The 22,795-nt window shown below is 43.7% G+C and carries 18 protein-coding genes; 12 read left to right on the top strand and 6 right to left on the bottom strand.

All coding sequences use genetic code 11. The features are described from left to right. Nucleotides 1-165: 165 nt before the first annotated feature. The 5 genes from J2T19_RS21830 (at nt 166) to J2T19_RS21850 (ending at nt 6,538) form a co-directional block, all read left to right on the top strand. Nucleotides 166-1,767 (top strand): extracellular solute-binding protein, encoded by a 1,602-nt coding sequence (locus tag J2T19_RS21830; protein WP_307219524.1) that lies wholly within the window; start codon nt 166-168, stop codon nt 1,765-1,767. Nucleotides 1,768-1,888: 121 nt separating this feature from the next. After that, entirely contained in the window at nt 1,889-2,791 is a 903-nt protein-coding gene (locus tag J2T19_RS21835) for an ABC transporter permease (RefSeq protein WP_056692323.1), read from the top strand. A 76-nt stretch (nt 2,792-2,867) separates the two neighbouring features. Then, nucleotides 2,868-3,740, top strand: coding sequence for a carbohydrate ABC transporter permease (locus J2T19_RS21840; RefSeq protein WP_056692320.1), 873 nt, complete (start codon nt 2,868-2,870; stop codon nt 3,738-3,740). 25 nt (nt 3,741-3,765) lie between these two features. Further along, entirely contained in the window at nt 3,766-5,451 is a 1,686-nt protein-coding gene (locus J2T19_RS21845; RefSeq protein ID WP_307219687.1) for a DUF8769 domain-containing protein, read from the top strand. A gap of 121 nt (nt 5,452-5,572) precedes the next feature. Further along, complete coding sequence (locus tag J2T19_RS21850) at nt 5,573-6,538, top strand: sugar phosphate isomerase/epimerase family protein (protein ID WP_307219527.1); 966 nt, start codon at nt 5,573-5,575, stop codon at nt 6,536-6,538. Between the two features lie 117 nt (nt 6,539-6,655). On the opposite strand, the gene J2T19_RS21855 is transcribed toward J2T19_RS21850, so the two are convergent. The 4 genes from J2T19_RS21855 to J2T19_RS21870 all read right to left on the bottom strand — a co-directional run bounded on the left by J2T19_RS21855 (nt 6,656) and on the right by J2T19_RS21870 (nt 12,687). Next, the gene (locus tag J2T19_RS21855) at nt 6,656-7,291 is read right to left on the bottom strand and encodes a response regulator transcription factor (RefSeq protein WP_307219530.1); all 636 of its coding nucleotides are present in this window, start codon (nt 7,289-7,291) and stop codon (nt 6,656-6,658) included. Next, nucleotides 7,284-9,590, bottom strand: a complete 2,307-nt coding sequence (locus J2T19_RS21860; protein ID WP_307219532.1) for a sensor histidine kinase — start codon at nt 9,588-9,590, stop codon at nt 7,284-7,286. The genes J2T19_RS21855 and J2T19_RS21860 overlap by 8 nt, the downstream gene beginning before the upstream one ends. Before the next feature lie 181 nt (nt 9,591-9,771). Further along, nucleotides 9,772-11,793 carry a serine hydrolase domain-containing protein gene (locus J2T19_RS21865; protein WP_307219535.1) on the bottom strand — a complete coding sequence of 674 codons (2,022 nt, stop codon included), beginning with the start codon at nt 11,791-11,793 and terminating at the stop codon, nt 9,772-9,774. Between the two features lie 309 nt (nt 11,794-12,102). Continuing rightward, a complete protein-coding gene (locus J2T19_RS21870) occupies nt 12,103-12,687 on the bottom strand; it encodes a P-loop nucleotide/nucleoside kinase family protein (RefSeq protein ID WP_307219537.1) in 585 nt (194 codons plus the stop codon). 267 nt (nt 12,688-12,954) lie between these two features. Here J2T19_RS21870 and J2T19_RS21875 point away from each other — a divergent pair, with 267 nt between their 5' ends. Then, on the top strand, nt 12,955-13,290 hold the full coding sequence (locus J2T19_RS21875; RefSeq protein WP_186380946.1) for a PadR family transcriptional regulator: 336 nt from the start codon (nt 12,955-12,957) through the stop codon (nt 13,288-13,290). Continuing rightward, complete coding sequence (locus tag J2T19_RS21880) at nt 13,287-14,612, top strand: FtsW/RodA/SpoVE family cell cycle protein (RefSeq protein ID WP_307219539.1); 1,326 nt, start codon at nt 13,287-13,289, stop codon at nt 14,610-14,612. Before J2T19_RS21875 ends, J2T19_RS21880 begins: the two co-directional genes overlap by 4 nt. Nucleotides 14,613-14,672: 60 nt before the next feature. Here J2T19_RS21880 and J2T19_RS21885 read toward each other — a convergent pair whose 3' ends face one another. Continuing rightward, nucleotides 14,673-16,496 carry an ABC transporter substrate-binding protein gene (locus J2T19_RS21885; RefSeq protein WP_307219541.1) on the bottom strand — a complete coding sequence of 608 codons (1,824 nt, stop codon included), beginning with the start codon at nt 16,494-16,496 and terminating at the stop codon, nt 14,673-14,675. A 111-nt stretch (nt 16,497-16,607) separates the two neighbouring features. Between J2T19_RS21885 and J2T19_RS21890 the strand changes: the two genes are divergently transcribed. From J2T19_RS21890 to yidC, 3 genes are all read left to right on the top strand, one after another. Beyond that, a complete protein-coding gene (locus tag J2T19_RS21890) occupies nt 16,608-18,230 on the top strand; it encodes a DUF4153 domain-containing protein (protein WP_307219543.1) in 1,623 nt (540 codons plus the stop codon). A gap of 92 nt (nt 18,231-18,322) precedes the next feature. After that, nucleotides 18,323-18,673, top strand: a complete 351-nt coding sequence (locus J2T19_RS21895; RefSeq protein WP_307219545.1) for a hypothetical protein — start codon at nt 18,323-18,325, stop codon at nt 18,671-18,673. Continuing rightward, a complete protein-coding gene (gene yidC, locus J2T19_RS21900) occupies nt 18,610-19,503 on the top strand; it encodes a membrane protein insertase YidC (RefSeq protein ID WP_307219547.1) in 894 nt (297 codons plus the stop codon). The genes J2T19_RS21895 and yidC overlap by 64 nt, the downstream gene beginning before the upstream one ends. A 68-nt stretch (nt 19,504-19,571) precedes the next feature. On the opposite strand, the gene J2T19_RS21905 is transcribed toward yidC, so the two are convergent. Next, entirely contained in the window at nt 19,572-20,693 is a 1,122-nt protein-coding gene (locus tag J2T19_RS21905; RefSeq protein ID WP_307219549.1) for a helix-turn-helix transcriptional regulator, read from the bottom strand. A gap of 278 nt (nt 20,694-20,971) precedes the next feature. Between J2T19_RS21905 and J2T19_RS21910 the strand changes: the two genes are divergently transcribed. Both J2T19_RS21910 and J2T19_RS21915 read left to right on the top strand, forming a co-directional pair. Further along, complete coding sequence (locus tag J2T19_RS21910) at nt 20,972-21,685, top strand: class I SAM-dependent methyltransferase (RefSeq protein ID WP_307219552.1); 714 nt, start codon at nt 20,972-20,974, stop codon at nt 21,683-21,685. Continuing rightward, nucleotides 21,669-22,766 carry a saccharopine dehydrogenase family protein gene (locus J2T19_RS21915; protein WP_307219554.1) on the top strand — a complete coding sequence of 366 codons (1,098 nt, stop codon included), beginning with the start codon at nt 21,669-21,671 and terminating at the stop codon, nt 22,764-22,766. Before J2T19_RS21910 ends, J2T19_RS21915 begins: the two co-directional genes overlap by 17 nt. The last annotated feature ends 29 nt before the right edge of the window (nt 22,767-22,795 follow it).

Raw genomic sequence — 22,795 nt, forward strand, 5'->3', positions numbered from 1 at the left:
TTTGGAAGCGTTTGCTTACATTTGAAAATAGTTTATTGTGCTTTTCATAGTTTCGATGTAATAATTAGTGACATTCACAGGTGCAACAAACGGGGAGTGGACATCCGAGTTGGCATGTCATTGCTGTGAATCTAATCAGAGTGTGTGCGAAAGGGGAAAGGTCAGATGAAGTTATTACAAAAACGTTGGGGAAGAAAATCAAGTTCGGTTCTTGCAGTGGTCACCGCATTCTCTCTATTATTATCTGCGTGTTCGTCAGGAAGTGAATCTGTTTCGTCAACAGGAGGAACAGGCGCGGGGGATAAAACAACGTTAAAAGTAGAAATATTTGACCGGGGTAATACACCTGCAGGTTACACCATCTCAGATAGTTATCTAACCCGATTCATTCAAGAGAAGTTCGGCACACCGAATAATATTGATGTTCAATTCGTTCCGGTTCCACGCTCTGAAGAAGTACAGAAGCTTAATGTTCTGATGGCGAGTGGCTCAGAAGTTCCTGATATTGTATTCACGTACGATTCGGGCACGTTCAATCGTTACGCTCAACAAGGCGGGCTAACAGAGCTTACCGAACTGATTGATCAGCATGGTACGAATCTGAAGAAGTTACTTGGAGATGAAACGCTGGCTTATGGTCAATATGATGGTCAGCAGTTCGCCGTTCCAGGCAAACGTCTAGTGTTGGGTAAATACGCATCCTATGTCCGTCAGGACTGGTTAGATAAGTTAGGCTTGCCTGCTCCGCAAACGGCGGAAGAATTGCACGCTACATTGAAGGCATTCAAAGAAAAAGATCCAGGCAATATGGGGGCAAGTCTGATTCCATTCGGGATGTCCATTGCCTCTGCACAGTATGAGCCGTTACTCTGGTCTTTCATTGAACCATTGACCGAAGAACAGCGGTATACATTAACCCAACAACTCGGTTCTAATGATTATCCAACACTGTTACCTGGTTTCAAAGAAGGTCTTCAATATATGAATACACTCTATAACGAAGGATTAATGAGCAAAGACTTTGGGCTCGACAAAGACAAGAAGAAGCTATGGGAAGATGTATCGAACGGTAAGGTTGGTTTTTACTCTGAAGATGCAGGGGAAATCTATATCTCTGGCACTTACAAAAACCTGCAAACCAATCAGTCTGATGCTGTCATGACCCCAATCGATGCATTCCAAAACTCAGAAGGTAAGTTTGCTAAACCGGCATACGCACCCAATGCAATGTATGTCATGATTCCAAAATCAAGTCAGAACGGGGAAAATGCAATGAAGTATCTGGATTGGATGGCTTCGGGCAACAATCTGTTCGATCTGCAATTCGGTGTTGAAAATGAAAACTATGAACTTGTTGACGGTGTGCCGTTGATTAAAGACGACGCTTCACCAGAGATCTCCGGTCGGATCTACAATGCAGGTGACATCGCCATTATCGTTAACGGGAAGTACGTTGGAGACGATAAGAAAAATGAAGAAGCTTATGTTGTTCAGGTGGAATCGAAGTATCGCGATGATATGCGTAAATCAGTAGCGATCTCGAACACCGATACGATCCAGCCTGTGCGTTTCCCTAAACCTATTGAAGCTGAAGCGAAGTATGGTAATGGACTAAGAGATAAGTTCCAGGAGTTTATCGTAAAAACAACCATTGCTAAACCGGCCGATTTTGAAGCGACGTATGAGAATATGATGAAGGATTATATGGCAAGTGGTGGTCAGGCTATTCTGGACGAGCGTACAGCGGCCTACAACGAGATGAAATAATTCGAACGTATTACGACTGAGATATATATTGATGAAGTATGACAGAGACACGAATCTGGAGAGCAGTGATCCCACAAGACACTGACTTTCCGGAACATGTCTGATATGGGGGGAAGAGTGGATGAAGAATGGTACGTATCTCCGTAGAAACTGGCAATTGTATGCTTTGCTCCTGCTGCCCATGATTTACTTCATTATTTTTAAATACGGGCCAATGTATGGAGTGCAGATCGCTTTTAAAGACTTTAACTTCTTTCAGGGTATTGCTGGTAGTGAATGGATTGGACTAGAAGCATTTCGAGAAGTGTTCCAAAATCAGGATTTCTTCGATGCTCTCCGCAACACCATTATGCTGAACTTTCTAGATCTTATTGTGTCATTCCCGGCACCTTTAATATTGGCGATTCTACTCTTCGAACTGAAGAAGGCTTGGTTCAAAAAGATGGCTCAAACGTTGCTGTACATCCCACACTTTATCTCATGGGTTATTATCGGAGGGATCGTACTTCAGGTATTCGGCACACAATCCGGGTTCATTAACAATGTACTGATAAGCTTCGGCTTGGATCCGCTGCCGTTCCTGAGTGACAAAAACTACTGGCTCTTCACGTACCTGGCGGTTGGGGTATGGCAAAGCGCAGGCTGGGGAACCATTCTCTATCTAGCATCCTTAACGGGAATTAATAGGGAACTGTTTGAAGCAGCGGAAGTAGATGGTGCAAGTCGTCTGCGCCGAATCTGGCATATCTCACTTCCAGGCATCAAAACAACAATTGTTACCTTGCTCATTATCAATGTCGGTAACATGATCTCTATCGGTTTTGATCGTCCCTTCATTATTGGTAACGTTGCTGTACGGGAATATTCGGATGTGCTCAGCACGTTTGTATACCGTATTGGACTCCAGTCCGGTCAGGTCACTCTTGCGACTGCGGTAGGTTTGTTCCAAGCCATTGTAGGACTTGTGTTCATCTTAGGAGCTAACTATGCATCCAAGAAACTAACGGATGAGAGCATTATGTAATTGGTGGAACAGTTGAAATATCTAATTGGTTTTTATAGTTCATTTACTTATAGCTGAAGAGTAAGGGGTGGCAGGCATGTCTGAGAACACAGCCAATCGGATTTTTAACACGGTGAACGTTATTCTTATTATCATTGCGATGGTACTGTGTCTTGCGCCATTCATTCACATTATTGCTATCTCACTTAGTTCGAACCGGGCGATCGGTTCAGGGGAGGTTTCATTTTTTCCAAAAGAGTTATCATTTGAAGCTTACGCCAAAGTGTTTGCCGATACGTCGATGATTCGTTCACTTCTATACACGGTATGGTTAACGGTATTAACCACAGTGCTCAGTATGGTGATGACGATTGCAGCGGCATACCCGCTTGCTAAGAGCAGTCTCAAAGGACGGAAATGGTTCATGCTTGTTATCGTCGTTACGATGTTTTTTAGTGGTGGGATTATTCCAGAGTACATTCTGATCAAAAACCTTCACTTACTGGATAGCACATGGGGACTTGTTCTTCCGGGTCTGATTAGTCCATTTTATATGATCATCTTGATTACGTTCTTCAAAGGCATTCCGGAAAGTTTGGAGGAGGCTGCCCAGATCGATGGAAGTACACATTTTGGAACGCTGTTACGCATTATTTTGCCTTTGTCCTTGCCGGTCATGGCAACCCTAAGTCTATTCTATGCTGTTGGACGCTGGAACGGTTTCCAAGATGCGCTAATGTATATTACCAAACCTGATCTGTTTCCATTGCAATTAAAAATGTATCAGATGATCCAGCAAAACCAAATTACTGAATTGATGCAGAACGAAGGCATAGGTTCTGTTAAAGTTCTTCCGGAAAGTCTGAAAGCAGCTAGCGTCATCTTCTCTACATTACCGATTTTGCTCGTGTACCCTTGGTTGCAACGGTATTTTATTAGTGGAGTTATGGTAGGTGCTGTAAAAGGCTGAATTTTGAGGGGGATGCGCATTGAAGATGACAGAACAAGTGTTAGAGCATATGACCAAAGCGCAGCAACATCTTGTGAATCAATCGATGATTTATATGGATGGTCATTATGTTGACGAAGCCAAACTCATTCAAGGGTACGAAAATACGGAAGAGCTGGACACGCGGGGGAGTGCCCACTATGCACTCGGGCTCCTTCTTCGTAACGGTGAAGGGGATGTGCATCGTGCGGAGCAAGTGATTCAAAAGGTGCTTGCCATGCAATATGAAGCTCCAGATGAAATATATCATGGGACATTTCGTACTCGTCCAGATGTGAGTGATCCACCAAGAGGTAACTACAATTGGAAAGAGTTTGCGCCAGGAACTGCCTATTTTTTGGAGCGTACGTTCGAAAAGGTGTCAGCCAAGTTTATTGATGCATTATGGAACGAAGAATCCATACTGAATGAATCTGCAGAGCGAAAACAAGTGAAGAAACTGTTCCAATCCGCGATGGATCAGGTTTTGCCTCCAGTGTGGACAAGTTATGATCCCAATTGGCGTGAATTTATTGCCTGTGCTTTTGCAGTGATTCTCGCTGAATTCTCTCACCGATTACCGCAGCAGTTAGTTGAGCAGATGGAGTATGCGATGAAGCTGGCTGTCGCGGCTTCAGTGGATCGCTTTAAGTCGGACGTCATTCCGATGAATACGAATATTGAACTGATGCATATTTTTATCACGCATTTCTACGGACATCGGTTCAAGCATCAAGATTGGATCGCCCATTCGGCTGAGCAGGCTGAGCGTATGCTGAAAGAATTCATGGTCTATGACAGCTTTGCTGAATTCAATTCGACCACCTATTACGGGGTGGATCTCACGGTACTCGGGATGTGGAGAACATATGGAAGTACTGCACAGTTTATTGAAATTGGTCGTATGGTCGAAGCGGGGCTTTGGAACAATATTGCGCTGTTCTACAATGCTAATTTGGAAAATCTGTCCGGTCCCTTCGCCCGGGCTTATGATATGGAGATGACAGCACACAGTTCGGTGGGCATGTTCATCTATCTCCTATTAGGTGAAGTGTATGTACACTTGGCTGATGTTAATTGTGAAGTGGAGCATGGGCCTTTAATTGCATTAATAGGGGGAGAAGCGCCATTAGAGGTGATCCCTTATCTGAAGGAACATCAAGGAAACCGACTCGTACAGAAGCAGTTCATTGAATTATGTGAACGCAACGAACCTACGTCGAATCGTAATCTATGTACCGCTACAGCGTGGATCGGTGAGAAGCGAATGATGGGGGCGATGTCAGGCAGCCGCAATACCAATGGACAGATGTTTCCCGCTACGATCCATTGGCAATCGGATCAGGGTGACCGATATGATCTGCGATTGACGCGCCGGGAGGTGGGAGAAGGCTGGAATACACATCTCCGGGGGATCACATTTGAAGCTGATCTGACGGAAGATTCATTAATGATCGAGGTTCGTTTAGAGACAACGGATGAGATTGAAGTTTATTTTGAGATCAGGGGCCCATTCATAGAAAAGGATAACATTCAAGATCATCAGTGGAGCTTACCGGGGTTGCTATGTGCAGTGACGGCTGAAGCGCCTGCTCCAACGGTACTTAACTATCCTGAATATACCGAGATCATCTATCGATATGTACCCGGAGTAAGTTCCAATATGATGCGATTTAAGTTGAACTTTCAATAACGAAGTATTGTAACGTGATCAACGTTCAATTAAACGTTACCTAATTGAACATGTACAGATGAAAGATGAATGTAGCGCAGTCGCACAAATGACCGAATCACATCGATATGGAGGACATGACATGTATACCGACAAACAGGAATATTCCTTCTCGACGTGCTGGAATATTAAACGTCAGACGACAGGATCAAGCATGATTCAGGAGATTAAGTCGTTAGGATTTAGACGAGTGGAATTAAACTATAATGTTACGGCTGAACTGCTGCGGACGATTGAACCTATGATTGAGCGGGGAGAGATTGGCATCTCCAGTGTACACAATACGTTTCCTCATGTGGTTGACCCGGATTACGGTACGGATTCTGTACTGCTCGGTTTCGATGATGAGCCTCGCCGGAAACGAGCTATTGAATTATTGCTCCGTTCAGCTGAGTATGCACACCGTTATGGCGCACAGGCTGTCGTGGTTCATCCAGGGGAAGTTCCATTTGAATATAATGTGGATGAAGAACTCAAAAAAATCTATCATGACCAGGGGAAAGACTCTCCGGCATATCAAGCTTTATGGCAGGAAATGCTGGAAAAGCGGGAAGCGGGTAGTGCGCACTATTTGAAACGAATTCAACAAAGTCTGGAAGAGGTATGCGAAATTTCTGAGCAGCGTGGATATGGAGTGAATTTTGGAATCGAGACGAGATCACGCTGTTATCAGATGCCGACCTTACAGGAGGCAGCAATCCTGATCGATAATCTGAAGGGTGCACCCCTCGGACTCTGGTACGATATTGGTCATGGCATGATGATGGATCGCATGGGACTGTATGATAATGTACGTGAAGCTAATGCATTGATCGATAACGTCGTTGGTGTGCATATCCATGAAACGGTTGGTTTGTCGGATCACTGGTGTCCATATGTACATAGTAACGATATGACATTCTTTGATTCATTTCTGGATATCATTGAACATTCCCCGGTAAAAGTATATGAGCTTAAATCTGCTTGCACACCGGAAGATATTGACGCAAGTCATGAGTTAATCACAAATCGTATTGCACAGCGCCAAGCAGCGCGATTCTCTGAATAAGAACATTCTAATAAAGCATATGAGTATCCAAAATAAATAGAGCGGTCAAAACCTTCCTTTTGTTGGACTCTTGGAGGTTCTGCCGCTCTATTGATGTTACAGTTACAATCGCTGTGCTTAATTTTTGGGTGGGAGAATGATATCTCCGAGAATTCCGGCCTGATAGCCTTTCACTACCGCTCCTATTCTTGATTTGACTCCAAACTTTTGCGTAATGGAAGTGATATGATACTCCACTGTACGCGGGCTGATATTCAAATCTTGTGCAATTTCCTTGTTAGTCATCTCCATTGCAATGCGATTAAGAACTTCACGCTCTGTTGGTGTAAGGGATTCTTCCAAATTAGCAGAAAGCATTTTCTCAGGTACAAGCACATGACCCAACATGCTCTGGTGGATGGCATTTATAATTTGTCCATATGTTGCTTGCTTTGATAGATAGGAATGAACGCCTAGATCATAAGCCTTTAATTGAAATTCGTGGTAGTTGTATCCTGAGAGTAGTATGATTTTGACGGATAAGCCGTACTGCTCCTTCAACCTTTTTGTTACTTCAAATCCGTCAAGTTGAGGCATGCGAATGTCCATCACAACGACGTCCGGTTCCAACTTCTCTATTTCAGATAAGAAAAGCACAGGATCATTAAATGTCTTTAGCACATGTATGCCGGGTTCTCGATTTAGACGATTATTGAGACCTTCCATGACAAGAGGGTGATCATCAAGTAATACGACAGTTATAGGTTCACTCATTGTTGTGTAGCTCCTTTGCTCGTAAAGGCAAACAAATGTGTATCGAAGTTCCTTTACCAGGGGAAGAATGTATAGTGATTTCTCCAGAGAGATGCTGGATATTGCTGTGTATGGAAATTAAACCAAAGTGTCCTGATGTAGCTTTTGAAAAATCAAATGTGGAATGAACATCGAAACCTAAGCCATCATCCTTGACTTGGCATATTAAATCATTATCTCTAATGTACACTTGAATGGAGCAGCGCGAAGCCTGGGAATGCTTCATCACATTAATAATGAGTTCACGTATGGTTCGAAATACAGTGGATTTCAGAGGTTCCTGCTCCACTTCAGCAGAAAGAGTGTCACAGCTCAGTTCCAACATGATGTCACTCTTCACTTGAAGTGTGCGAACGAGCCATTGCAGAGATTCCTGAAGCTCACTACGATCTATGATATGAGGATACAGATCATCACATAACTGTCGAATATCCTTCTGAGAAGTATATAGGCAATCTAGCCAAACGGCGGTCTGTTCCGTATTTGTCTCACCTGTATCATGGAATTCTTCCAAATCACGTGACAGAAATATTAGGTTTTGAAGTAGTTGGTCATGTAGAAAATATGAGGTCTTTATTCGTTCAGCCTGCTGGGCTTCCATTAAAATATCATTAAACTCACGATGACGACGTATCTGTTGTTCATGGCGCGCGGTTTGACTCACACGATGTTCATAACGCTTCTGCAGATCGGAGAGAAGCCTGCTGTTCACGAGCATTCGAATTGCTTCGAGTCTACCTTGATCAATGATATCCTGTTCTTCTGCCGAAAAAAGAGTATGATTTCTTTTGTGACCAATCCCCAAATATCCAGCTATCTCTGCTCCTGGTTCCCCTGACAATTCCCAAACCTGGGCAAATCCATATTGTTGTAGTAAACCCTCAACATTCAACGTGTCGTTGTTTATATCTCCAATGGTAGCGTATGTACCTGTACCTTCTTGAGAGAATCTATTATGATCATCTGCCCAAATAATAGCTACACCTTCAATATCCAACATTTTGTGAAACATCTCGGCAAATAGGCGAAACATATCTCGCATGCTCTGCTGCTCGGCCATACGAACGGTTAACCGTAGTTGTTGACGTTCGAGCCATTCTTTATTGAGTTTATTCTTCCTACGGGAGTAGGTTTGGCTATACTGGTAAACCCAAGTGATTAGGAGAAATAAGACAAAGAGCATGCCAATTTGAATTAATTTATCTAGCTTTGAAGCAATCACGAGTAATGCAAATACGCTTAAAGCATACATCACATGGATGATTAGACGTGGCATCACCAGCTTGAAGTCAAGCATACTTCTCTGTACAAGTACGTATGTGAACATCCATGATAAAGGAATGAACCCGATTAATGTATATTCAACAGGTAACAGCGGATCACCTTGCAGCAGGGTCGGAACAGCAAAACCAAAGATGAAGGGGATCAGACTAACGATTATACCTGTCGACATAAGCAACAGCTGATTCTGCTCCTTGCGACTATAGTTTTTGCGATTAAACCATGTAATCCCGAACACAATAATTAGCGTCATACAAAAAATGAAATTAAGTAGGTTTGTAGGGCCAGACTGTGCAATTGATGTCTTAACAATAGTCATCCCGTGATTCAGCTGAATTTCGGACATTAACCAACGTTTAATATATAGGAAAACTAAGCCAGCGCTGTACGTAATGGCAACGCATTTGCTAATGAACAACAGTAACCGAAAGCGATGTTGTTGGGTGCGGAATGCAAATGATAAATAAAAAGCGATCAGCCAATAAGGCAACCACGCTGCACAAAAAGCCAAGATATAATTAGATAAGGACAGCTGAGAGGTATAGATGGTGAGTATACATATCGCCATAGACAGGTTCAGAAGATAGAAGAGACGCATCACTCGTGAACCAGGCTGGCTAAACAATGCATAACTTCCAGTAAACAAAAGCAGCAGCTCCATGGTAGATGAGAACAGAATCTTGAACAGTTCTCTAAAGCCGGGCTTCATGGAATAATGAACTGTCTGACCGAGAGGATTCTCTACATGGATCGCAGAGGCATCACTAACAGTATAGATGTCATCCTGATTCAGCAATTTAGTTATTCCTTGTGGTTCAATAGAGACAACTATCTCACCTGATCTGATCCCTGATGAAGAAGCTACACCTTCCGGGTCTACCTCGTGTACCACCCATTGATTGGTGTGAGAGAGTTTCAGAGAAAGTCCTATATACGGATGAAGATAAGAAGAGGTATGGAGATAAGTGGCTGTCAGCACAAAACACAATATTGTTACAAACCATAACACGCTCACTTTATGCCTTATGAATCTATGTAATGAAGAGGTTGGGCTCATTGAGAGAAATCATCCGTTCTTATAATGTAGATAGGTTATTCATAGAATATATGAAAAAAGCAAGCCGTGCTGCAATGGCAAGGCTTGCGATTGATCACGCTCTTTAATGTAGCAGAGTCCCTAGCATTTTGTACATCAAAACCGAGGATTCCTGTTTCAACATGGGCTGTTTTGCTTTGTAATCGACAGCACCGCTGCTCGATACCTTTACTTCGGGCCCATACAGACCAAGAGCGACAACGAATTGAATGCCCTCCGTTGCCCATGCATCATGTGAACCCATAAGGTTAGCCTGCTGGGATGGGGCTTCAAGTAGGAGAGATGCTGTCCTCCAGATCATTAGTGCGGCTTCCTGTCGGGTTATGGGTTGATTGGGACGGAACAAACCATGTGGATCTCCTTGCACAATTCCAAGTTCAAGAGCCGTTTGAATATAGGTGGCATAAGGGCTTGTTGCTGTATCTTGTAGTTTTGGAGCTTGAGTGGATAGCGTTATTCCTGTTATTCCTACAATCTGTGCGACAAATTCTCCTCGGTTTACGGGTTTCTCAGGTTCAAAGAGAGCATGATCTTGTGAGTATAGACCAATCTGTGCCAAACGATAGATATATGGAGCATATGGATGGTCTGTGGGAACGTCTTGATAATTCTGGGCTTCAGGTAGTTTCTCAGACCAGCTATCTGGTTTGTTATAGTAGAAATAGGCAATATGGCCCGAAATATCTTTCTGAAAACCTGCGAGTGTACCGTTCTCATCACGGAACAGCATGTCCTTCACAGGTGTTAGTATGTGTATGCCATAAGCATCGGTAACTTGTAACTTGTTCTCTATTGCTGAAATATCATATAACCATGCTGGCAGTCGGATATCACGGTACAGCCCTTCGTAGGAACGGAGTGTAGCTTCAGGTACGTTGTAATCGGCATAATCGCTCTTGGTATTGGGATAATAATGTTCCATAAATGCCCGGAAGAGCGCTTCTCTAAGATCAGGACCATCACTGTTGAATACGATGAATAGTCCAGTGTGTTGGTCGGGGAGTAACCACATATTGGAATGGAAGCCAGTAAGGTCACCTGCTTTACTCACAACCTGATGTCCGTGATTATACTGTGAGTAAGTGGATTCGAAACCATAACCCGTACCTGGTATATCAGGGTGTATGGATACATTTAGGGATTGCATGGCCTGTACAGAAGATGGTTTAAGTATTTGTGACCCATGGTAAGAACCTTGGTTAAGCTGAGCAAGCATGAAATGCGCCATGTCTCGTCCCGTTGTAATTAATCCGCCTTCAGGTGAACTACTGGGTACATTAGGGTACTGAGGCAGTTCTTTTCCTTCGGCATCATAAGGAATAGCGAGTTTATTTAACATTTCCGAAGTAAGAGAGAAACTACTATTAGACATTCCGATTGGATCGAAAATATGCTGCTGTACATAGGTCTCAAACGGAATACCAGACAGTTTTTGAACGATGTATCCTTGAAGGGTGTAAGCGTAATTGTCGTAACGGAACACTTCTCCGGGACTTCGAACAATTGCCGGTTTATTATCCTTTACAAATTGTTCAAGCGAATAAGAGTCGTTCGGTTCGCTAACCGAAGTTATGGGATCGGTGTAATCAAACCCGCTCGTATGGGTCATTAGATGTTTCAGTGTCAACGGAGTCTTCGTGTTGTTGGTAATGTTAAGATCATCTGTATATGCGCTTATATCTCGACTGAGATCTACCTTACCTCCTTCAACTAATTGCATGATGGCGGTTGCGGTGAATGTTTTGGAGATGGAAGCTACTCGAAACAGGGTTGAGTTGGCATCGACAGGAGTGTTTTTTTCTACATTGGAATATCCGTAACCTTTATTAAGAACAACCTGATTGTTGTGAACTACGGTGACGACAGCACCTTTTAGTACGGACTGTACTTCAGGTTTCTCCATAAAATCATCCATAAATGCTTCGGTTTCTTGAGGATTGGAGGGGCCATTCAGTGATCCGTGTTCTGCTGATACATGTGCCAAAGGTGTCAAGCTCATGGATACAACCAGCATCAAATGAACGACTTTTCGTTTCCACATGGTATTGCATTTAGAACCTTGGTTAGTTACAAAAATAGATTTCATGAAATACTCCTTTGAGTTGAGATGTGGTTAAGCTCAATAATATTCAGCCTACATTTGTAATCTATCACTTAGACAGAATTATCGATTCCGTAGTAAGCGTGAAATATTGAGGTGCTTCCGCAATCCTTTTGCGTGATTCCGCAAAGTCATAGTTAAAATTGCACGATGTAAAAAAAGGATAGGGTCAACACGAGCATCTAAGCTCGGCGAACCTATCCCTTTATTTTTTGTTTTGCTGCGTGAAAAAGAAGAATTAGAATTATAGGAAGTGAAGAATCAAGGTAAGATCATCCGCATAAGGTACGAGCGTTACTCGTATATGTCTTGTTCGAGTTTTGCAAAAGCAATCCCTGGATCATCCGCCGAGTTATCAATATACGTCACGGATTTAGCGGGAAGTGGCCAGGCCACTTGTTTCCGAGCGAGGGAAGCTATAAAGGCATCCCAGTTGGCAAGCTTCCACTCATCTAACGGAGACTGCCTTGCCATAATTCGTTCACGGTATAATGCTTCGTCCTTCAAATAAATGTAAGCTACACGTACATCAGTATCCTGAAGAGAACGACCGATCTTGGCAAGTTCCTGTTCGATCCAATCAGGTGTATCGGTTTCTTTGGTGAAGGGACCCACTACAATGCTATCGATCCCCAGTTGCACATTATCGAGCACAGCATCCATCGTAATACGATACCCGAGATCCCTGCAGAGCCGCTTGTATTCAGGTGAATCGCGATCGGAAGGGTCAAGCCCTTGCAGTGTCATAATAGCTTCAGCGGCAGGCCGAAGCAGAATATCCATATCGAAGAAAGCGGCTTTATATTTACGAGACAAAGTTTTGGCAAGTGTTGTCTTGCCGCTCCCAGCCCCACCTAGGAAGAAAATAAGTTTGCTCACAGACGGTAGCCTCCTTGTAATCCATAACATATGTAATTAGTAGTTAGCGATTAGTTTGTTAATCGTGTCTCTGTGTTGCTGCTGATGCAGACTTGCGACCACAGACACATAGATTATTTTATCATAAAAGATGGGGTTAAAAGGATAGACAATAAAGGAAGAATTAGGTAGTATAATACCTAGATTATCTATGCATAGGTTTCCGATGTATATCATTTGGAGCTTATGTAAGAGGTGTGAATCTGGTTGGAAAGGAGGTAGAACGTATTGCAGGTCAATAAACAAATGATTAAAGGAAGCACTGAAACGTTGATTTTGACATTACTTCAGGAAAAGCCGCTATATGGGTATGAGCTAATTAAGGAGCTTCACCGTCAGTCGGAGGGTGTGTTCAATCTGAAAGAGGGAACATTATATCCTATTTTGCATGCGATGGAGATTGAACGTTGGGTTGAGTCGTATTGGATGGAGGTAGAGGGCAGAAAACGTAAATATTACTCTATTCGGGATGAGGGGATTCAAGCACTGAAGAATAAGAAAGAAGAGTGGCGTCTATTCCGCCGTGCTGTGGATCAAGTTCTTGGAGAGGGGGGACTAACGTGAAGGAGTCTAATCGTGATGTAGAGCATTACTTGGATGAGATATGCAGTCAAGTCAAAGCACGTGAAGTACATAAAGATTTGCGTGATGAGTTAGGTAATCATATGGAGGAAATGATGCTCGACAGAGAGCAAGAGGGGTTCAGCCGTAGCGAGGCAGCCGCATATGCGATTGAGCAGATGGGTAATCCAGAGGTAGTAGGCAAACGACTGCATCGACTGCACCGTCAACGAATACACTGGGGGTTACTGACAGGGCTTTTAACTATGGCGTTGATTAGTTTATTAACAGTGTGGATCTATACGACGAATGTTCTACAAGAGACTTATCAGTTCTTGTACGTTAGTCATATTGTCCGTACCGTCATATGTTTACTTGTTTTAGGCGTTTTTATCTGGTTTGATTATCGGAAATGGAGAAAGCTTGCTTGGCCAATCTACATCTTGTTAAATTTAATGATGTTAATGAGTGCAATTTATCCATTGATGGAAGGCCAGAACCGTTTCTTTAAAGTTCCCGGTTTCGCTTTTGATCTGAGTAGCGCTGCTTTATGGATATTACCGCTTGCCATAGGTGCAATTATGTTGGACAAGTTGCGTTCCGAAATTAAAATAAGATTTTTACTAACCTATATTGGGCTTGTATTGCTCCCAGCAGTGCTGTTCTTCCAACTAGTTGATTGGGTGAGATTGGTACTATTTGTAGTTGTTATGATCCTATTATTTGCGTATTTTACGAAAAAATGGCTTTACACTACCGTGACAGTTATTTTTACTGCAATCCCAACTTCTATTTTAATGTTAGCCAATGATAACTACCATCGCTTAGAGAAAATATGGATTGTATTTGATCTCCAAGATGATCCTTATGGCATGGGATATTACAATCGCTCGATTATTGACATTGTTCAGTCAGCAGGATGGTGGGGCAACGGATTGGAGTCTACATTCACTGCATTTGGAATTAGTTACCTTGATTATCCGCTAGTCATGCTTATCGATGTATTTGGTTGGTCAGCGGGTGTCGTATTCGTCCTAGGCATCGTCTGGTTTATCGCTCACATGATTACAATGATTCCTAGCATACGAGATGAATTTGGTCGCATGATGATAGTGGCGATTACCATGATATTTGGAATACAGATGTTCTATTCCGTTGTAATGACCACAGGCTACGTGCCTATCGTAAGTGTGATCTTTCCTTTTCTTAGTCACGGTAGTCATTTGACCTTTGAATACGCAGTGCTGGGGTTGGTTCTTGGCATATACCGTCGCAAAGACACCATTTCTATACGAAATGAGAAACTTGCTAAATCGCAAGGCTGAAACCAATTTACTATAGATGCTCATGCTCTGTGTTCAGTCGTATAGAGTAGCTCTGAACCGTTAACGCCGTGATGACTTTACTGTGACTTCATCTAAACTTGTAGGAAACCAGATATGACGTAGGTTCACCCAACCCTGACTATTGAAGGATACACCGCGAACGGATGGTAGATAGGCTGTTTCTATCGGTTTTTCAGTTAAATGCATGAGGAGAGAATGCTCCTGTAAAAATTGTTCGATCTGATCTAAGCCTAATGTTCGATCTGTGGGGTGTCTGGAAGAAATCACGCGGGTCAGCATATTCTGCACCGTTTCCTTGCTTCGTTCATCCAGATGTTCAGATAGCGTGATGTACAGATCGTATCTGCGCAGTTCCACATCTCGATCACGGATGAGAGAGAACAGAATGAGATCCGATTCTAGCCGCAGATCGCCCTTGAATTGTTCCATCGTTCCGGTGCGAACCGTACAGGTATATCCGTGACGCTCCAGAGCCTTCGCTAATCGGGCTGCATCTTCACGATATTGTGCGATGGTTGCGATCTGGAGCGTTTTTGGGTTGATGGGCGTAATTCTATCTAGTGAGTCATTAGCATGCTCCCGATTGGTTGATACGTGCTCTGAATTATGTGAAGAGGTTGCGAAAGTCCCTTCTTTGAAAAGTAAATTACCCTCGCTGGCAACACATGCTTGCACGTGAGCTCTTATCGTCGGATCGCTGAGCGGTCCGATTTTTTGCGTATTACAGGTAATTAATTTGCGAACGGTCACACCAGCGCTAATCTGGCTCCAGTCTGCTCCCGTAGAGGATAAAGGGTTATGGACAAGATGGAAAAAGGGTGACTCCATTGCTGTGTGGTTGTTCCAATTCGTAGGTGCGCTCCATGGAATTTGCAAAATCTCTACCCGATCTAACTGAGCTCTACCTTGAAAATAAGCAGGATGTGCGTCAAGTCTACACAGATGCTCGTCCCACACACTAACCTTGAACGGACCAGTTCCCACAGGTTTTAATGCCGGATAAGGCTCCTCTTGTACTACTGAATCGGATGAGTCAGACATGGGGTGTAGACGTGGGGATACAATAGATGCCCGGCTGGTTGACAGAAAATCGATAAACATCTCATGTGGTTTGGTGAGCCGGAAGCATACCGTTAATGAGTCCCATGCCTCAATCGACAAGATGTGTTTGCTCACATCCTTGTATAAATTCCTCCGCTTCGTAGACTGTAATCTCTCGAATGTATAGACCACATCCTCAGCGGTGAGAAACTGACCGTCATGGAAGCTCACGCCTTTACGCAAATAAAAAATCCAAGTCATGCGATCCTCACTTACATCCCAAGTGTGCGCCAAACAAGGTCTGATCTCTCCCGCTTCATTGCGTTGAACCAATCCATCAAATACATGACTGGTAATGAAAGATTCAGCTAACAGATTAATATACATAGGATCAAGGGCATGAATCTGTTGTCTAATGGGCAGTCGTAGGGTATCAATTCGTTCATTATGTATTCCTTCTTCGGTATGATGTCCGGAATAACCGAGCAACCACTGGTTTAGATGATGCTGCATCGTGACCGAGCTCGAGAATGCACCAATGTGCTCTGCTGCCTGCTGGAGTTCACGACGGTTCATGGCTTGCATCATATATTCTGCCGCAATTTTCTCAGCGGGGATGAGCAGGGTAAGCGTGGATCTTCGTCCACGTCCACGCTGGGACATCCAATGGATCCAGTGGAGTCCGATCATTTTTTTGACAATGGTTAATGTGTTTCGGTGTGTGCAATCCAGCAGTTCTCCAAGTTCAGCGAGTGTGACCTCATGTTCAGATAAATGGCCAAATTGTTGATGTAACAGCAGATATTGTTGATGCAATTTCATTGTAATTCATTCCCTTCCTAAAATAAGAACTTTTCCGATTCGATATTTCTATTTATCTTCTTATTTTATCATCTAGAATGAAACGTAGAAAGTTTAATGGAGGTAATTCCCATGATTAAGAAAATATTGGATTCACCCAATCGTGCGTTAATTACGCTATGTTCTGCGTTGGTACTGGCTATTGTGCATCAGTATCTATTCTTTGACAAAGGGGTAGGTGTATCTTATCCACTGTTTGTTGTGCTTTTCTATGGTTATATGTTTGTATTTGCGAGAGATCGAGTAAGGGCATTTGCTTGGGTAGATCTGTTCATCGCGAGTGTAGTGTTGTTATTATCTTTAACTTTTGCGTTGTTCGATAATGAGCTGTTTCATGCGCTCAATTTCCTAACTATACCGGGATTAATTATCTTACATATGGCTTATCTGATTGGCCGGAAGCAGACACAATGGTGGCAGATTAGTTTAATTGGTTTAGCTGTGGATCATCTGCTGCCTCAGTCTATACGCCATTGGCCGACCATCGGAAGAACTCTGATGAAAAAAGGTGGACGCAAACTGGCTAGCAAGCAGAAAGTTGTTGTTACCAAAGTATTTATTGGTTTAATCGTATCACTGCCCATCCTAATCGTCGTAGTGGGGTTGTTAACTTCTGCCGATGGCATCTTTGATCAGTACCTATCCGGAATTCCAGCATGGTTGAACGATTTAACGTTGACACCCGGTCTACCAAGGGTGATCTGGATTATCATTGCAAGTGTGTTCTTCTTTAGCTACGTATGGGGATTTGTGCAGCCGATGGAGTATGAGTCGGAGAGGCGGGAGAACACTCATTGGAAAAATCAGTCCGTAGCACTTCCGCTCGCGCATCGTGATGAAAATGATGGAGAGAACTCGGATCCAGTCATGGTGAACCCTTCCTATGAAGGAACAATACCAAATTCGAATCTTTCGAAACCTCAGCTCGTGGAACCATTACGGCTAGATCCAATCATTATTGGAACCGTGTTATTCGTTATCAACAGTGTATATCTGTTATTTGTTTTTGTTCAATTCTCTTATCTCTTCGGGGCAGGCATGGGTAATCTGCCTTCAGAGTTGTCGTATGCGGAGTATGCCCGAAGTGGATTCATTGAACTTGTTCTGGTGACAGGCATTAACTTCTTCATTCTCGTGATTGCACTGCAATTTACACGATCAGGCGGCACAATAAGCAACATCGTGCATCAGGTATTGCTGACGTTGTTGATTGTGTGTTCTGCTGTCATGCTGTATTCGGCCTTCATGCGCCTTAGTCTCTATGAAGAGGCGTATGGATATACGTATATCCGATTCCTTGTGCATGCATTTATGATCTTTCTCGCGCTCTTGTTGTTGATCGCAGGTTTACGCATTCGGTACACAACGATTCCTTTAATCCGCTGTTATATCGTACTCGCACTCACAGCGTACGTGGCAATGAACTACGTCGGGATGGATAACCAGATTGCAGAGCGTAACATCGAGCGCTATCACCAATCGGGTCAGATTGATGCCAATTATTTGGCTAATCTATCAGCAGATGCGGTTCCACAATTAAAGCAATTTGCTGATGAGAGTTACCCGGAGCTTCACGAGCTGCTGCTGTTGAACCAATCACAGTATTTATTAGAAAGGAATGACCGCTCATGGTCTTCGTTTAACCTATCGAGAACCATCGCTTCACGTGAATTAGAAGAGCTTCGAAAGCAGTAAAATAAGGCAACGCTCTTTGCCGATCCAGTACATGCAAATTCAATATGTAAGTGTTATAATATAAAAATAAACTTATAAAGGGGGTGAATCCCTTGTTTGAATTACATGAGTTGTTACCTTACATTTTCTCCATCGGGCTCATCTTCACAGTAAGTTATGCATATATTGCACATCTACACTGTGGCATGACTGAGTATTGGATTGGAGATCGAGCTGGTGGTGGACTAGATCCCATTCTTCCGGCACTTTCTCTGCATAGCCAATACAGAAGAGAAGATCTAAGTCGCATGGTCAGACGAAGAGAAGCGCCAGATGAAGATGAACCGGATTGTATGTCCTCGTTGATTGAACGTCGTACAAATCAACGAGGAGGATATATATGGATCAACAATCAAACAAGGGATTCACTTTTACATCAGGCAGGGGACGGACGTATGGGCTGATTGCGATTTTGTTCGCAGTTATGTTATTGGCCGGATGTAGCAACAATGTATCGGAGATTAATTCGACGACACCGGGATTCTTTAATCACTATATCGTGTTCCCGCTGTCTTACCTGATTCAGCACATCGCAACGATCTTTAATGGGAGCTATGGAGTTGCCATTATCGCGATTACACTGATCATTCGATTAGCCTTATTGCCTCTGATGATGCGTCAAGCGAAGTCTCAACAAGGCACACGTGTTATTATGAACGCCATGAAGCCAGAGCTTGATGCGATTAAGAAGAAGTATGAGGGCAAGAATGATGCGGCGGATCGTCAGAAGTTATCCCAGGAGACGATGGAGTTATACAAGAAGCATAAGTTCAATCCACTGAATATTGGCTGTCTGCCACTTCTGATTCAGTTGCCGATTCTGTCAGGGATATACACTGCAATTCGGCTCACGCCGGAACTGTCGTCACATTCCTTCTTGTGGTTTAAGCTTGGTGCACCAGACTATGTACTTGCGGTTGTTGTGGCGGTCATTTATCTCATTCAAGCGAAGGTATCTCAGGCCAATATGGCACCTGAACAGCGTAAGCAATTTGCCATTATGGGTTATCTTTCGCCGGTGATGATGGCGTTCTTCTCCTTATCCGCACCAGCTGCAATGCCGCTGTATTGGACGATCGGTGGCTCGTTCTTGGTATTACAAACGTTATTGTTCCGCAAACTGTACCCAGTTGAACATCCGCAGGAGGCACCCGTTGCTCCTGTGAAGAACGTTCATAACAAAAAAGGTAAAACGACCAAAACCGTTAAACCTGCGAAACCAGCAAAATCATAATGATTGGGCATGAAACCTATGCTTGATGAGTAAGAAGCCTATTCCAAGAGCGGAGTAGGCTTCTTTTTTCATTTCATTTGATTGTCGCTTAGATGAAAACGGGAAACGAAAAACCAGATTAGCTCGCGTCGAGAATAGACACCTGTTTTCGCAAAAACAGATTTTAGATGATCCTGTACGGTATACGCCGAGATGAACATCGCTGCAGCAATTTCTTTGGAGGAATAGCTGCGAAGAACATATCCGAGCAGTTCCCGTTCACGATGAGATAACCCATGACTGTCTGCGAGCAGGGGGAGTAAATCCCGCGGCATCGCTTGTTCCAAACGGATAGCAATCTGTCCTGATTCGTCAAGTGTTCGCATACGACTCGCATGTAGCACAAGATACCGACCATCCAACAATTGGATACAGACCTTGGATTGCGAGGTAGGGGCTTCACTAGGTTCGGAATCCGGATTGGGACTAGATTGACGAAGCAGTCGACTTAGTAAATGAGAACTGACAGCGCGGACTGGACGGGGGATCACATCATCTTCTAATTGCTCTAATACACGTAATTGTGTAAGCCAGTGATCGGCAGCATCATTAAGCGACAACAATTGGAATGCATCCGAGACTACCATAATCCCCGGTTCTTGAGGACTCCCACTCAGGATCTCATCCATAAGGCTCTGCTGAGTCTTACGAAGCATTCGTGCAAGAGAACCTGTCCATTCCTGTAAAAGTTCACACTCTTCCTTCGTAAATGGAGCAGTTTCCATTCTACGATATAAGGTTAGGTATCCCCAGCAAGCCCCATCACAAATTAAGACAGCACGTAGCTCATCACTAAATCCCGCTGGTTTCAAAATCATTTCGTAGCGCGTACTACGTTCAGTTGTTTCATCCAAAGCAGCGCGAAGACTGGCCGTATGCTTGCCTAAACGAATCATATCCGCATATTTATGGAGGTCTTCTTCTGTATATTCATTCAAGAAAAGACGATCATGTATGGCCTCTATACCATCTTCCGTCACGGCACCTGTCGAGAGAAGGGTATGGGGATCAACCGTTGTGAAGCAATATGCATCATAAGGTATCCGAGTTTGGATATGTTGGAGAGCGGCCTCGCGGTAAGTACGAGAGGTCCAGGTTTCTTTTTCGAGATAGGTGATGGATTGCTCTTTACGTCCGGTATGTATGTTCATTCTTGTTGCTCCTTTCCCCTAAGAATCCCAATGTTCTGGGATAGGAGTGCTTGGATCACGCTTTTATAATGAAAGTATATCAGTTAACGCCATATTTAACACGAGAACGAAGAGAGCAGGGATGACAGGAAGCAGCTAAGCTAAGGACTTCTCAAGTGAGAAGGCTACTTCAAATGCATGCTTTTCTCCTGAATGTTTAGTGTCATTGAGATATGTAAGATGCAACGATGTTCCTCTTTTGTTAACTATAGATTCTCAATAAGGAGTGTAAAGCACAGATGAGAGAAAAAGATGATCCACAACGAATGAGCTGGGATACAGCGGACGAGAATCGTTACGAACAAACGATAGCGATGAAAATTCCAGGGTATGCACACATGCATGACCTAATGGAACGGCTGCTTGCTGCTTCGCTAATGAATGGGCCACAAGCTAGATTGCTTGTTGTTGGAGCCGGCGGAGGCAAAGAGGTGACACTGCTTGGAAGCCGTCATCCTGAATGGTCTTTTACAGGTATAGATCTATCAGAACCAATGCTTCAACTTGCTGCAAGACGGGTCGCTGAATTGAAGTTGGAATCTAGAGTGGACCTTCGCATGACTTCCATTGAAGCGATGTCGGAAGAGGTGATGTACGATGGCGCAACGTGTATGCTAATGCTTCATTTTGTCCAGGGTCTGGAAGCGAAAAAGCGGTTGTTGCATAATCTTGCTGCTAAACTTAAGCCTGGATCACCACTCCTTATTGCTGCAGTTAATGCTGACCTGCATTCACCAGCCTATGCAACGATAATGAACGCTTGGCGAGAGCATATGCTTCACGTTGGAATAACATTGGACGAGTGGGAGCGATTCGCTGATTCCTTGCGGCGAGAGTCAGATCCTATATCATCTGAGGTGATGGTTCAGTTGCTGAAGGAATGCTGGTTTGCCGATATTACACGCTATTTTGGGTCGTTCTGGGTGGAGGGTTATTATGCAAGACGTATCTAAGGTTGAAACGGTTAAGGATCAAATCTGGGTAGTCGGCGGGTATGGACAGGTTGGTCAGATGATCTGTATTCAGTTAGGAAAATCGTTTCCCGGAAAAGTTTGGGCTGTGGGTCCGAGATTGAATCGTGCTGAGGAATTCAGCCAATCTACGAATGGAAGTGTGCTCCCACTCCAGCTTGATGTAACAAAGCATATCGATCCTTTGATGTTATCAACGGTTAAGCTTGTGGTGATGTGTGTGGATCAGATGGATACTCGTTTTATCGAAGCATGTGCTGAGGCTGGAACAGATTATATCGATATTACAGCGAAATACGATTTTTTGGTTCAGGTGGAGCGATTGCATGAACATATGCAGGTTAAACAAGCAACGGTGATGTTAAGTGTAGGACTATCGCCAGGAGTCACTAACCTACTTGTTCGAGAAGCCGTAGATGGTATGGATCAGACGGAAGAGGTAGATATTACGGTGATGTTAGGTCTTGGCGAAAAACATGGCAAAGCCGCTGTGCAGTGGACGGTGGATCAGATGAATACGACATATCAGGTTACCCAAAATGGAAAGTATGCTGAGGTATCTAGCTTTGAAGATGGCAGATGGATTGATTTTGGAGAACAACTTGGATGGAGAAAAGCGTATCGATTCAACTTCTCCGATCAGCATGCTGTAGCTCGTACATTGCAGATTCCAACCGTTTCAACCCGGCTGTGTCTGGACTCTCGCTGGATCACGAGAGCGATGTCGGTTGCGAAGCGTGTAGGGTTGTTTCGATTGTTGCGAGTATCTTCGATTCGTAATGCCACGGTTAAGGCATTTGGTCTGATTCCAGGCGGGGAAGAAATGTATGCCGTTAAGGTAGATGCAAAAGGATGGAAGAAAGGAAAACCTGTTGTAATCGAGCAGCTTATTGTTGGACAGCGTGAAGCGGATGTGACGGCAGCGATCGCAGCCACTACCGCGGATAAGATGTACCGAGAAGAGCTTGCGAGCGGCGTATTTCATATGGAGCAGTCGTTCTCTATTCAGGATGTACAGCGGGTACTTCATACCCCCCTCCAGATTACAACGAAGATTAATTAAGCCTATCTGCTGATTTTGCTCAACCCCTT

Source organism: Paenibacillus tundrae, from assembly GCF_030812775.1.
In the GTDB taxonomy this organism is placed as follows: Bacteria; Bacillota; Bacilli; order Paenibacillales; family Paenibacillaceae; genus Paenibacillus; species Paenibacillus tundrae_A.

Excerpts from the sequence above, each read along its gene's own strand:
- J2T19_RS21830 (WP_307219524.1), top strand. The coding sequence starts at position 166 with ATGAAGTTATTACAAAAACGTTGGGGAAGAAAATCAAGTTCGGTTCTT.
- J2T19_RS21835 (WP_056692323.1), top strand. The coding sequence starts at position 1,889 with ATGAAGAATGGTACGTATCTCCGTAGAAACTGGCAATTGTATGCTTTG.
- J2T19_RS21840 (WP_056692320.1), top strand. The coding sequence starts at position 2,868 with ATGTCTGAGAACACAGCCAATCGGATTTTTAACACGGTGAACGTTATT.
- J2T19_RS21845 (WP_307219687.1), top strand. The coding sequence starts at position 3,766 with ATGACAGAACAAGTGTTAGAGCATATGACCAAAGCGCAGCAACATCTT.
- J2T19_RS21850 (WP_307219527.1), top strand. The coding sequence starts at position 5,573 with ATGTATACCGACAAACAGGAATATTCCTTCTCGACGTGCTGGAATATT.
- J2T19_RS21855 (WP_307219530.1), bottom strand. The coding sequence starts at position 7,291 with ATGAGTGAACCTATAACTGTCGTATTACTTGATGATCACCCTCTTGTC.
- J2T19_RS21865 (WP_307219535.1), bottom strand. The coding sequence starts at position 11,793 with ATGAAATCTATTTTTGTAACTAACCAAGGTTCTAAATGCAATACCATG.
- J2T19_RS21885 (WP_307219541.1), bottom strand. The coding sequence starts at position 16,496 with ATGAAATTGCATCAACAATATCTGCTGTTACATCAACAATTTGGCCAT.
- J2T19_RS21890 (WP_307219543.1), top strand. The coding sequence starts at position 16,608 with ATGATTAAGAAAATATTGGATTCACCCAATCGTGCGTTAATTACGCTA.
- yidC (WP_307219547.1), top strand. The coding sequence starts at position 18,610 with ATGGATCAACAATCAAACAAGGGATTCACTTTTACATCAGGCAGGGGA.
- J2T19_RS21905 (WP_307219549.1), bottom strand. The coding sequence starts at position 20,693 with ATGAACATACATACCGGACGTAAAGAGCAATCCATCACCTATCTCGAA.
- J2T19_RS21910 (WP_307219552.1), top strand. The coding sequence starts at position 20,972 with ATGAGAGAAAAAGATGATCCACAACGAATGAGCTGGGATACAGCGGAC.
- J2T19_RS21915 (WP_307219554.1), top strand. The coding sequence starts at position 21,669 with ATGCAAGACGTATCTAAGGTTGAAACGGTTAAGGATCAAATCTGGGTA.